General features: G+C 62.6%; 11 protein-coding genes and 2 pseudogenes (1 of these 13 running past the window's edge). 2 read left to right on the forward strand and 11 right to left on the reverse strand.

The features are described from left to right. Positions 1-114: 114 nt before the first annotated feature. From EGH24_RS07995 to EGH24_RS08005, 3 genes are all read right to left on the reverse strand, one after another. Complete coding sequence (locus EGH24_RS07995; RefSeq protein WP_142979636.1) at positions 115-999, reverse strand: DUF106 domain-containing protein; 885 nt, start codon at positions 997-999, stop codon at positions 115-117. Positions 1,000-1,095: 96 nt separating this feature from the next. Next, positions 1,096-1,713: an adenylate kinase gene (locus EGH24_RS08000; protein WP_142979637.1), complete on the reverse strand. Its 618-nt coding sequence runs from the start codon at positions 1,711-1,713 to the stop codon at positions 1,096-1,098. 101 nt (positions 1,714-1,814) lie between these two features. Next, positions 1,815-2,408 carry an archaellin/type IV pilin N-terminal domain-containing protein gene (locus EGH24_RS08005; RefSeq protein ID WP_142979638.1) on the reverse strand — a complete coding sequence of 198 codons (594 nt, stop codon included), beginning with the start codon at positions 2,406-2,408 and terminating at the stop codon, positions 1,815-1,817. 301 nt (positions 2,409-2,709) lie between these two features. Between EGH24_RS08005 and EGH24_RS08010 the strand changes: the two genes are divergently transcribed. After that, entirely contained in the window at positions 2,710-3,045 is a 336-nt protein-coding gene (locus EGH24_RS08010) for an ArsR/SmtB family transcription factor (protein ID WP_142979639.1), read from the forward strand. On the opposite strand, the gene EGH24_RS08015 is transcribed toward EGH24_RS08010, so the two are convergent. Continuing rightward, positions 3,046-3,813 (reverse strand): RAD55 family ATPase, encoded by a 768-nt coding sequence (locus EGH24_RS08015; protein ID WP_142979640.1) that lies wholly within the window; start codon positions 3,811-3,813, stop codon positions 3,046-3,048. Positions 3,814-4,040: 227 nt separating this feature from the next. Here EGH24_RS08015 and EGH24_RS08020 point away from each other — a divergent pair, with 227 nt between their 5' ends. After that, positions 4,041-4,637, forward strand: a complete 597-nt coding sequence (locus EGH24_RS08020; RefSeq protein WP_142979641.1) for a response regulator transcription factor — start codon at positions 4,041-4,043, stop codon at positions 4,635-4,637. A gap of 16 nt (positions 4,638-4,653) precedes the next feature. On the opposite strand, the gene EGH24_RS08025 is transcribed toward EGH24_RS08020, so the two are convergent. The 7 genes and pseudogenes from EGH24_RS08025 to EGH24_RS08055 all read right to left on the reverse strand — a co-directional run. Then, complete coding sequence (locus tag EGH24_RS08025; protein WP_142979642.1) at positions 4,654-6,168, reverse strand: single-stranded-DNA-specific exonuclease RecJ; 1,515 nt, start codon at positions 6,166-6,168, stop codon at positions 4,654-4,656. A 39-nt stretch (positions 6,169-6,207) separates the two neighbouring features. After that, on the reverse strand, positions 6,208-6,954 hold the full coding sequence (locus EGH24_RS08030; protein WP_142979643.1) for a uroporphyrinogen-III synthase: 747 nt from the start codon (positions 6,952-6,954) through the stop codon (positions 6,208-6,210). A 2-nt stretch (positions 6,955-6,956) separates the two neighbouring features. Beyond that, a pseudogene (gene cobA, locus EGH24_RS08035) lies at positions 6,957-7,784 on the reverse strand (uroporphyrinogen-III C-methyltransferase). Continuing rightward, entirely contained in the window at positions 7,777-8,949 is a 1,173-nt protein-coding gene (gene hemC, locus EGH24_RS08040) for a hydroxymethylbilane synthase (RefSeq protein WP_142979644.1), read from the reverse strand. The pseudogene cobA and the gene hemC overlap by 8 nt, the downstream one beginning before the upstream one ends. A 57-nt stretch (positions 8,950-9,006) precedes the next feature. Beyond that, a complete protein-coding gene (gene hemL / locus EGH24_RS08045) occupies positions 9,007-10,344 on the reverse strand; it encodes a glutamate-1-semialdehyde 2,1-aminomutase (RefSeq protein WP_142979645.1) in 1,338 nt (445 codons plus the stop codon). A gap of 74 nt (positions 10,345-10,418) precedes the next feature. Continuing rightward, positions 10,419-10,796 (reverse strand): annotated as a pseudogene (locus EGH24_RS08050) (P-II family nitrogen regulator); the annotation flags it as partial. 173 nt (positions 10,797-10,969) lie between these two features. After that, positions 10,970-11,724, reverse strand: the 3' portion of a protein-coding gene (locus EGH24_RS08055; RefSeq protein ID WP_142979646.1) for an anthranilate phosphoribosyltransferase. The gene runs 307 nt beyond the window's last position; the window shows 755 of its 1,062 coding nt (coding positions 308-1,062); the start codon falls outside the window, past its right edge; the stop codon is at positions 10,970-10,972.

Raw genomic sequence — 11,724 nt, forward strand, 5'->3', positions numbered from 1 at the left:
GACCGTCCACCTAAAAGAGATTACCCTTCGGTACGGCCGTGAAACCCACTCTCATGGGTTCGACGGGGGTCCTTGAGAAAAGCGGCGTCGAGAGACCGAAGCTGGAACGCCGATTTAGTTCGCAGACGGCGTCATGCTGATGTTGAGGCCTTTCTGGATGATCTGGTTGAACGCCATCGAACAGAGGAAGTACCAGACGATCCAGATCTGCATCGGGCCGATGATCCCGGTCGTCCAGGAGACCTCGCCGGCCAGCGGGATCACGATGTTCTGGAAACTGTGGTGTTCAACGCCGCCGCGGAAGCCGAGCGCCCAGTACATCCAGAGGAACNCCGGNANGGTGAGNANCATGATCCACACCATCGGNCGGAACTGNTCTTTGAACATNCCGAGNTTGTCGCCCATCGCNTCCATCTGCTCCTCNTGNATCTCNTCGAGNGCNTCNTCGTCGCCGCGCTCTTTGGCCTCCTTGCGCCGCTCCTTGATCTCGTCCATCCGCGCCTTGTACTCGCCCATCTTCTCGGTGTCCATGAGTGCGACCCGGAGGAGCGTCGAGTAGAGGCCGGTCGCCACGGCGATCATCATCACCAACACGTAGAACGGGACGATCTCGGTCATCGGGCCGAGCACGACGTCGAGCGCGCCCGCAATGACGTTTCGCGCCGGAGCCCACGCGTAGCCGGCAAACAGCCCCACGGTCAGCCCCGCGGCGGCTTTGTCGTATTTCGTCCACGAACTGCCTTCGATCTCGTCGTCGTCGCTCGGCTCCGAGAGGCCGGCTCGCACGTCCTCGGGGGATTCGATCTTGAACCCACTTTCGCCGTCGACGAGGATGCCTTTCTCGATCAGTCGACCCCACTGGCCGCTGGTGATTTCATCGCGGACGTCGACCCACTGGACCTCGTTGTCGGTCGCGCTGTCGAGGACTGTCCGAATCGCTGGCTTCATCTCGGCGTCGGACTTGACGAGCGACCGGACCTTACGTTCGATTCGACTCATTGGGGGTCCGTTGGCAACGAGCGGTTAAGAAGGTTGTACTCTGGAGTTGCTGACGATGCGGGTGGAGGAGTCGCTGTGAGCGACGAGCGGTGGAGATCAGTCGTCGAGCCCAGCGGCGTCGACGATCCGGTCGAAGACAGTGTCAGGGTCGGCCTCGCCGTCGACCTCGATCAGCTCGTCGGTCTCGCGGTAGTGTTCGACCACCGGTTCGGTGTTCTCGCGGTAGACTTCCAGTCGCTCCGTTGCGACCTCTTCGGTGTCGTCATCGCGTTGTTCGAGTCGCTCGACGATCTCCTCGTCGTCGGGCATATTGAACTCGGTGTGGTAGACATCGCCCGTTTCAGGATCGACACGGCGGCCGGTCAGTCGCCGGAGGAGTTCGTCCTCGCCCACGTTGAGGAAAACGACCGCCGAGAGGTCGGCGATGTCGTCGAGGTATTCGACCTGCGAGAGGTTCCGCGGGTAGCCATCGAGAATGTAGCCGTTGGCCTCGGCGAGGGCTGTCTCGACGATTTCGTTGACCAGTCCGTCGGGGACGAGTTCGCCGGCGTCCATGTACTCCCGTGGCGTGCCATATTCGGTTTCCATGTCTTTGTTCTCCCGGAGTGCGTCGCCGGTCGTGATGTGTTCGAGATCGAAGGTTTCGGCGAGTCGCGTACTTTGAGTTCCTTTACCGGCACCGGGTGGGCCAAGTAGCAGCAACTGATGGCTCATACAGCTACCCACTTCGGCGTGCCTTATAGCTTTGAACAATTGCTGTCGCTCTTTGGTTGAGCGGTCGCAATAAAAACAGAGTCAGAAAATCAGCAGGCGGTTTAGAGGATGTAGGACTCGCCTTGGTCGATGTTCCGCGGTGCTTGGACGGATTTGTACGAACTCCCGCCGGCCGGTGAGTTCAGCACAATCGTCATCTGAGTCGATTCATCCAGTTCGTTCAGTTCGCCGTCAACAGCAGTAGCATCGAGATCGAAGCCGACTTCGACTCGATCACCCTGTTCACTCAGAATCGGATTGGTGTTGCTTTCGAAGTTGCCTTGAACCGGCGTGTACGCAACGATACTGTTGGTATCTGCAGCATCACCGGTAATCACAGTGGCGTTGCCGTTCGTCTCAAGTGTGTATGACGTTTCACTCAGGTTCACTGCTGAGGCACCAGATGCTAGTCGAAGCGTCGCGTTCACTTGATCAAGTTTGTTGTTCTCGGATGAGTCATTACCGATCACTTCACCGATCACAACAACGTCGCTGACTTCTGCGGTCGTCTGTTCACCAGTTTGCTGTGCTTGTGCTTGCAGGAGGCCTGCGGTGTTGATCAGCACGCCTGCGGCGATCGCTGCCACAAGGACCATCGCGATGAACACGATGAGCGTACCGATTCCCACCTGACCTCGATTCTCAGTGTCGAACATGGTTATGTGTTGACTCCCACCCATTGCCCGGGGTGCAGGAGTGTATGCCAAACAAACAGCGGGTTAGTAATAAGTATGGCTCCGAAATTATTGATATTGATAACAGACGTCCGGAGCTGGCGGGTACATGACAATTAGCCAATTATTGCAGTAAAGCGGCTGAAATGATATTCAATCCAACTTTCAATATTTTCTATACGAAGATGTTGGAACTGCAAATACCACTTTTGATATTCGTATAGAATAACACGAAACAGGCCACCGATACGCTTTTCAGCAAGTCATCGCTAATTATCAGTGAATGGCATCGGACGAGCTTATCGAGGTTCTTGGCAACAAGTACAACACCGACATCCTCTCAGCGACGACTGAACCGAAGTCTGCTCAGGACCTCAGCGACGAACTCGATGTGCCGATCGCAACCTGTTACCGCCGAATCGAGGAGTTGACCGAGACCGATCTGCTCACGCTCCACGACCGACCACTCTCGGACGAACACCGACGGATCAAGGTCTACCGCCGCAACGTCGATCAGATCGAAATCAGTTTTGAAAACGGCGTCTCGATCGATGTCTCCGAGCGATCGGGCGTCAAGAACAAGCTCGACGATGTCTGGCGGACGATGTCGAGCCAGTAATTAAAACGACGGCCCGTTGCCGCCACCAGTGCCACTGGGACTCCCGCCGGGACCGGATTCGCCACCCATCATCGAAAACCCGCTTGCCTTCTCGTGGACGGTGATCCCGCCATCGCTGATCTCCATCGGGAAGATGTCGGTGTTGATATCCTGTTTCCGCATTTTCGCTACCCAGACGTACCGATTGACACCCGAATCAGTTGGCGTCTGGATAAAGTAGATATTCCCGTCAGTGAGGAAGTTTTCCAAGCCGATTTCGGTTTCGGGGAAGACCGCTCCCTGCTCGTTGATCAACAGCGAGGTGAGGCCGTGCTGTTTGAGGATATCCGAGAACTTCAGCAGGTAGGTCCGTTTCTCGCGTTCGTTCTCAAAGAAGAGCTGGAACATCGTCAGCGAGTCCAATACGAGTCGGTCGTAGTCGCCGTCGGTGAACTCCTCCAGCAGGCGATCCATCGTCGCAGTGAAATCGCCGTCGCTCAGCATATCCCGCTTATCGTGGATCTTGATATCGCCGGAGTCGACGTACTCCTCGAATTTGTCGAAGCCGATGGATTCGGCAGCCATCTGGATATCCTCGGCGTTCTCCTCGAAAGAGACGTAGATCCCGCGTTCGTCGTGATCCTTGACGCCGGTGTAGAGGTAGTTGAGGCCGAAAAGGCTCTTGCCGGTTCCCGGGTTCCCGCTGATGAGCACCGTCGCGTTCTCGACGATCCCGCCACCGAGGATCGAATCGAGGCCGTCAACGCCTGTCTGAACTACGTCTGGCATGTGTTGGGTGGTGCTACGACCGCCCCCTAAATGAGCCCACCGGCTGCTATCGCCCGGCCGACCGGTAGTGGATAGGTTTATCCCTCCCCAACAATCACCATATATCCACGCCAGTCGTACAGCCGTCTGACACGGATTTATGCCGAAACACGACTCTCAGTACAACACATGTGGGGATACAGCGTCCACCGAGTCGCCATGCCACCGGGAGAGTGGGTGAGCTATCGATGAGCGACGACACGATCCTCGTTGTCGAGGACGATCCCACAGTCACGCACCTCTACAATCAGTTCCTCGAACCGGAGTACACCGTCGTCACGACGACGACCGCCGAGGCGGCGATCGATGTCCTCCGCGGAGAACAAGCCCCTGAGGGCGAGGTGCTACCCGATACCATCGACGCCGTTTTGCTCGACCGGCGACTCCCCGACGAGCCTGGGGAAACCGTGCTCAACGTCATCGAGGAGGACGAACTCGACTGCCGCGTTGCGATGGTCACCGGCGTCGAACCCGATTTCGATATCATCGATATGGGGTTCGACCTCTACATCCTGAAACCGGTCACCAGAGACGAGTTGATGGAGGCCGTCGATACGCTGTTCGTCCGCTCGGAGTACGGCGGGCTGCTCCGGGAGGCCGCCTCGCTGGCCTCGAAGCGCGCACTGTTGGAATCCCAGAAGTCCGAGTCGGAACTCGACGCCAGCGAGGAGTACCGCGAACTCCTCGGCCGGATGGAAGATCTCGATGACGAACTGCTGGATCTCGCCGATACGCTGTCGGCCGACGATTACCGCGTGATGTTCCGCGATATCGGCGGCCAGTAGTCGTAACGTAGTTTTATTAGGAGAGTTGCTCGCCGACCAGTTCGTCCGCAACATCGATGAATTGCTCCTGTGTGCCGGCCGGCACCGTCGCGCCGGCGGCAACGTCGTGACCGCCGCCGTCGCCATCGACCGCGCGGGCGGCCTCCCGCATCACGACCGATAGGTCGAGTCCGTCAGTGGTGAGTGTGTGGCTCCCGCGGGCGGAGACTTTGATCTCTTCGTCGGATTTCTCGGCGAAGCCGATGATCGGTTGATCGCGGCGGATGCCGGATTCGCCGACAGCCATCCCGGCGATGATCCCGACAATAGTTTCTCTAATCTCGTCGCCAGCGTCGAACCACTGGATGTTGTCCTCGCGGGTCACGCCCTCGTTGGTGACCCAATCGACGCCCTGTGAGAGGTTCTTGCGGTGGTTGCGGAGCAGGGTTCGCGCGCGATCGAACGCCTCATCGCGATCGCCGAGGCAGACCGCCAACCCCACATCGGCCCGTTCGTACCGTGCGGTCGCGTTCAGCAGCGTCGAGAACTCGCTGGCGTCCCGGAGCACGGTCCCAGGCTCCTCGCGTGGGAGTTGGTAGCTCGTGCCGACGAGGTCGTCGATCCGGTCGGCCGGGACGCCGCTGGCGACGGCGCGTTGGATGAGCGCGCTGAGCAGCGTTTGGCGTTCGTCGTCGGTGAGATCGACCCAACACCGCCAGCCGTCGTCAGTTTCCAGCGGGAGATCCAGCCCCGACAGGAACTCGATGGCTCCGGCAGCGTCGTTTGAAATCCCTGGAATCCGGGCGTCGCTGGCGTACTCCAGCAGTTTTGGCAGCGGTCGGGTCTGTTTGCCGTACAGGGTGATGTCGGTCCCGGATTCGAGCTCGCCGGCATCGACGCCCTCGGCGACGATCGCCTCGTTCGCGCCGGTGAGCCCATTGACACCGGCCTGCATGTCGCCGACCGCACCGACGACGGCCAAGGCGGCCAGATCGCGGTTGTCGGCGGCCGGGTCGCTTGCCGTCGACTGTGCGTTGACGGTGCCGCCATCGGTCGCCGACGATCCTGTAGACGACGCAGTAGAAGCCGACGAGTCGGCCCCGATTCGCGCGAGCGCACGCGCGAGAACATACGATACACCCGCACCCGAGAGTTCGGACGCGCCGTTGAGGCCGACCAGCAGGGGATTGAGATGGTACTCGGTCNNGTCGCNGTCGGCGGGCTGGTGGTGGTCAGCGATAACGGGGGTAAAATCACCGGCCGTCTCGTGGCTGGCGATGATATCGAGTTGCCCGCTGCCGAAATCCGTGAACAACACCGTGTCGTGGTCGGTGGCAGCGATCTCGGCAACCTCGCTTTCGTCGAGTTGTTTCGAGAAGACCGTCTCAAACGGAATCCCGGCGCGTTCGAGCGCGGTCGCCGCAATCGCCGCACTCGTGAGGCCGTCGGCGTCGATATGGGAGGCCAACAGCACGCTGTCGGCGGCGCGGAGCCGGTCGGCACAGGCGGCCGCCGGCTCGGCGAGTTCGGGAACGGGAGCGGCAGAGGCCATTGGGCGAGGGTTAGGCGGGTTCCGGTATAAACCTCAGCGTCACTCGGTATAGCTCGGCGCGGCCGTCTCGACGACCCGCGTCGCCAACGCCTCGAAGGTCGTCTCCGCGGGAACGATGTCGACGCTGATGCCGTGGGTCTCGGCGGTTTCGCGGGTCGGCTCGCCGATGACGCCGACAACGGCGTCGGCGAGGCCATCGATTGCGGCGTCTCGAACCCCGCGTTCATCTGCGGCGTCGAGAAAGTGTTCAACCGTAAGCGACGAGGTGAACGCGACCGCTTCGAGGTCGCCGTCGGCCGCCAACGCGGTGCTGTCGCCGGCGTCGGCCGGCCGGACCAGTTGGTAAAGAACGGTTTCGGTCACAGTCGCGCCGGCGTCGGCGAGGCCATCGAGTAACACTTGGCTGCCGTGGTCGCTGCGGGCGACTTCGACGTGGCTGTCGGCGACTTCGTCCGCGAGGAGATCGACCAAGCCTGCCGAGCTGTAGGTCGCAGGCTCGCGGTCGACCGTCCAGCCGACGGCGTTGGCGGCGGCGGTCGTTCCCGAGCCGATACTGACCAAAACCGTGTCGTCGGGCTCCCAGCCGGCGTCGGCGGCGAGTTCGATCCCGGTCTTGCTCGTGAAGACGACGTAGTCGGCGTCACCCTGTGGGACCGCGCCGGTCGGCTCGATTTCGAGCATGGGATCTGGAACCGGTGTCGCACCCAGCGAATCGAGGAGTTCGACTGCCTCCGTTAGGCGGTCGTCGTCGGGGCGAAACACCGCGACGCGGACCTCGCGGCTCATCGCTACTCGGTGCCTCCGGTGTCGGTACTCGCGGCTGCGTCGGGCGCGTCGTCGTCGAGCGCGCCGGTTCGGTTCGCAAGGAACTCGACGACGGCGTCCCGGGTCGCGGCGACCTCGCCGATGACAGTGATCGCTGGCGGTTCGATGTCGGCGTCGTCCCGCACGTCGACGATCGAGTCAAGCGTCCCGGTAGCAACCCGCATTTCGGGCCACGTCGCGCGCTCGACGAGCGCGACCGGCGTGTCGGAATCCATCCCGGCGTCCAACAGTTCATCAGTGTAGAGGGGGAGCTTCCCGACGCCCATGAGGACAACGAGCGTCCCGCCGGTCGCGGCCAGCGCGTCCCAGTCGATGGCGGATTCGTCCTTTGTGGGGTCCTCGTGGCCAGTCACGAAGGAAACGCTGGAGACGTGATCGCGGTGGGTAACCGGAATCCCGGCGACGCCCGCACCTGCGATGGCGGNGGTNANNCCGGGNACNACCTCGAANGNGANNNCGTNNNCNGCGAGGTGTTCCATCTCCTCGCCGCCGCGGCCGAAGACGAAGGGGTCGCCGCCCTTCAGCCGGACGACGGTNTNGCCCNCNNNGGCNANNTCGACGAGNCGNTNGTTGGTGTACTCCTGGGGCGTCCACTCGCCGCCGGCGCGCTTGCCCACGTCTTCGCGTTTGGCTTCGGGGATCTCGCCGAGGATTTTCGGGCCGGGCAGTTTGTCGTGGAGGACGACATCCGCGTCGTCCAGCAGTCGCTTGGCTTTGACCGTCATCAGTTCGGGATCGCCGGGGCCGCTGCCGACGAGATAGACGATGCCGGTTTTTTCAGCGTCAGTCATCGATGTCCTCCTCGGCCGCCTTGCGGGCGGCGTCGATCAACTCGGCGGCCCCCTGTTCGCGGAGGTCGGCAGCGAACTCGGCGGCCGCCGCAGCGTGGTCGGTCACCGGCAGATCGCGGGTCGCCTCGATGGTTTCCGTCCCATCTTGGTTGAGTACCTGAACGCGCGCGTGCACGTATTCACCTTGAATGACCGCGCTGATCCCGATCGGGGCGATGCAGCCGCCGCCCAACTCGGCGAGGATCGTGCGTTCGACCGTCGTCTCGATGCGTGTCCGGGGGTGATCGACTTTGTCGCGGAGTTGCTCGATCACGTCGTCGTCGACGGCGGTCACTGCGATCGCGCCCTGGCCGGGCGCAGGGACGAACTCAGTGCGTGGAAGGCGGTGGGTCGGGACCGTCTCGAAGAGACCGCTACGCCGGATGCCAGCCTCCGCGAGGACGATGGCGTCCATCTCGGTGTCGACGTTGCGGCCCATTGCGTCGCGTTCGAGGTCGCTGAGGCTGTTGAACCACTCCTCTGGCGAGCGGTCATAGTCCTTGCTGTCGGCAGCATCGTCGGTGTCGCCTGCGTCGGCGTCGGCGTCGTCGCTGTCAGCGTCTGCCGCGGGAGCAACGTCGCCGACCATCTCGTCGAGTTTGCCGACCGCTTCGAGTCGACGCTGGTGTTCTCGCTGTAGCGACGGCGCGAGCAGTTTTTCGAGCCGGGTATCGACGTTGCCGCGGAGGGCAACGACTTCCAAATCGGGACGCGCCGCGAGCAACTGCGCTTTCCGGCGGAGCGAACTCGTACCGACGACCGCGCATTCGGGCAGTTCATCGATTCCGATGCCGCCGGGCGTGACGAGTACGTCGCCGGAGGGCGCGCGTTCGGGAACGGCGGCGACGACGAGCTCGTCGGGCATCTCGGTCGGCATATCCTTCAGCGAGTGGACCGCCGCATCGAGGTCGCCGTCAAGGACCTTCTGGTCGAGCGCGCGGACGAACGCGCCGGTCTTGCCGAGGCGATGGATCAACTCATCGTGGATCTGATCGCCCCGGGTATCGACCTCGGTGAGCGTCACCTCGCGGCGGCGCGAGGCGAGTTTGGACTGCACCGTCGCCGCCTGTTTCCGCGCGAGATCCGAGCCGCGCGTGGCGAGGCTGACGGTCGTGGCTGATGACATACCCGCCTCTCCGCGCTCGGCGTTCAAAAGCCCACCAGTTCCGTCGTCGCCGGAGACCTACAGCGTCTCGGCGTAGGCGTCGAGGGTTTCCTCGATGTCTTCCTCGGTGTGGGCATACGAGACGAACTGGGATTCGTACTGATTGGCCGTGAGGAAGATGCCCTTGTCTTTCATCGCCTGCCAGAAGAGCCGCTCCCACCGCTCGGTGTCGGCACCGGCAACGTCGCTACCGGTCTTGGGGCAGGTCTCGAAGTTCGGACAGTCGGGGTCCTGCCGGCAGCCGGCCGCACATGGGCCGCCGGCCTGACTCGTGCCGTCGCGCGTGAAGATCACCTTGAACATGCTGTCGGTGCCGACGACGGTGTACTCCGGGGCGTGGTCTGCGAGGAGATCGGTCAGCCCGCTCCGGAGTTTGTCGCCGAGGCTGTTGACGTGATCGTACACGTCGTTTTCGGCGGCGTACTCAAGCGTCGCCAGTCCGGCAGCCATCGTGACTGGATGACCCGAGAACGTCCCCGACTGGAAGACCTCACCCGACGGCGAGAAGTGTTCGATCAGTTCGGAGCGGCCGCCGATCGCGCCGACCGGGAAGCCGCCACCGACGATCTTGCCGAACGTTGTGAGATCCGGCGTCACACCGAACTTGCCCTGTGCGCACTGGAGGCCGCCGACGCGGAAGCCGGTGATCACTTCGTCGAAGATGAGCAGCGAGCCGTGCTCGTCACAGAGTTCGCGCAGTGTGTCGTGGAAACCATCGACCGGCATCACGATGCCCATGTTGCCGAGGATCGGCTCGGTGAGGACAGCCGCGATTTCGTCGCCGTGTTCCTCGAAAACCTCCTCGACAGCTTCCTCGTCGTTGAACGGGACCGGTAGGGTGTGTTCAGCGAACGAGTCCGGAATACCCGCCGTCGAGGGGTGTGGGTTGTCGGCGTCGCCCTCGACGAGCGTNGANTCCTGNGCNCCGTGGTAGCCGCCCTGCATNACGACGANCTTGTNNCGNNCGGTGNNGNCGCGNGCGAGNCGGACCGCNGAGACNGTCGCCTCNGTCCCGGAGTTGACGAAGCGCAGCATCTCGACGCTGGGGACGTGGCGGGCGACGAACTCCGCGAGTTCGACTTCGACCTCCGTCGGCGCGCCGTACATTGGCCCGTCGGCGGCGTGCGATTGGACGGCGGCAGCGACCGGCTCGGGCAGGTCGTGGCCGTACAGCAGTGGCCCGTAGCCCATCACGTAGTCGATGTATTTGTTCCCGTCAGCGTCGATGACGTGCGCGCCGTCGCCGCGTTCAATGAAGAAGGGATACGGTTTGGTCGCCCGCACCGAGGAGTTGACACCGCCGGCCAGCACCGACAGGGCCCGGCCGTACAGGTCGCGTGACCGCTCGTGGTTCATACGCGAGCGTTCTCACTCCCCCGACTTGTGCGTATCGACCCCGCTTGCAGCCCTGAGCAGTGTATCGCTCCCGCTCAGATCGCGTCGACGCCTTCCTTGCCGGTGCGGACCTGTATCGCGTTCTCGACGTCCATGACGAAGATCTTGCCGTCGCCCGGCTCACCGGTGTCGGCGGCCTCCCGCAGCGCGTCGACGACATCCTCGGCCGGCACGTCGGCGACCGCACACTCGATTTTGGCCTTCTGGTGGAGATCGATCGTGTACTCGCTGCCGCGCCAACTGCCCTGTTTTTCGGGTTGGCTCCCCCGGCCCGAGACGTTCGTGACTGTCAGCGAACTGGCACCGACCTCCGCGAGTGCCGCCTTCGCGTCGCTGAGTTTCTCCGGGCGGATGATGGCGGTAACCATCTTGATCCCGCCGTCGTTGGGTTCGCCGCCGTCAGTGCGAACCTCGGTCGTCGTTGCAGTGTGTTCCGTGTCGGTTGGTGTGTCGGAGTTCACAAGCAACCACACGAAAAGCCGTGGTATAGTGGTACCCCTTTCGGGAATATTTCACATTTATACAGTTTTCCACCGTATTCTAAAACTGGACGATCGGGCGGAACAACGGGCAGTGACCGGGGAGTTTAGAACGCTTGTAGCTCCGAAAGCACCGCCTCGGCACTGCCGTCGGCGATGGCGTCGCGGGCCGCTTCGAGACCGGCGTCGATCGAGTCGACATCTTCGCGGGCGTAGATCCGGAGGGCCGCGTTGAGCGCGATGGCGTCGGCGAACTCGTCGTCGCGCTCGCCGGCCAACACGGCCTCGGTGATGGCGGCGGAGTCGCCGGCGATGTCGTCGACGTGGAGGTCCTCGGTTTCGAAGTCCATCCCGTACTCGGCGGTCTCGATGCCGTAATCGGTGAACTCGCCGTCGGTCCATTCGGCGACTTTGGTAAACCCGGGCCGGATGTCGTCGTACCCCTCCATGCCTTGGAACATAATCACGCGATGGAGGTCGTGGTGTTCGCTTTCGGTGAACGTGTCGGTGACCTTCTTGGCAAACGCGAGGTGGTAGAAGGAGCCGAGATGCACGTCGGCGTTGGCGGGGTTTGCCAGCGTCTCGATGGTGTTGACGAACGTGCGGACGCCCATCTGATCGCGGCGGTCGAAGAGTTCGTCGACGACAGGGTTGAACGCCGGTTGGTAATAGAAGCCGAAGCCGGTTTCGTCGACCATGTCGGCGGACTCCTGCGGCGTGATCTCAGTGTCAACGCCGAGTTCGTCGAGAACGTGTTTGTAGGCGTCCTGTTTCTGCGTCGGGACGCGGTCNCCGGAGTGGACGACGACNGGCGTGCCCGCGGCNGCNGCGACGANNCCNGCGGCGACGCCGAGGATCGCNG

It is taken from the genome of Halonotius terrestris, from assembly GCF_006861665.1.
Classification (GTDB): Archaea; Halobacteriota; Halobacteria; order Halobacteriales; family Haloferacaceae; genus Halonotius; species Halonotius terrestris.

Coding starts and splice junctions, on each gene's coding strand:
- EGH24_RS08005 (WP_142979638.1), bottom strand. CDS start 2,408: ATGTTCGACACTGAGAATCGAGGTCAGGTGGGAATCGGTACGCTCATC.
- hemC (WP_142979644.1), bottom strand. CDS start 8,949: ATGTCATCAGCCACGACCGTCAGCCTCGCCACGCGCGGCTCGGATCTC.
- EGH24_RS08000 (WP_142979637.1), bottom strand. CDS start 1,713: ATGAGCCATCAGTTGCTGCTACTTGGCCCACCCGGTGCCGGTAAAGGA.
- EGH24_RS08015 (WP_142979640.1), bottom strand. CDS start 3,813: ATGCCAGACGTAGTTCAGACAGGCGTTGACGGCCTCGATTCGATCCTC.
- EGH24_RS08030 (WP_142979643.1), bottom strand. CDS start 6,954: ATGAGCCGCGAGGTCCGCGTCGCGGTGTTTCGCCCCGACGACGACCGC.
- EGH24_RS08020 (WP_142979641.1), top strand. CDS start 4,041: ATGAGCGACGACACGATCCTCGTTGTCGAGGACGATCCCACAGTCACG.
- EGH24_RS08010 (WP_142979639.1), top strand. CDS start 2,710: ATGGCATCGGACGAGCTTATCGAGGTTCTTGGCAACAAGTACAACACC.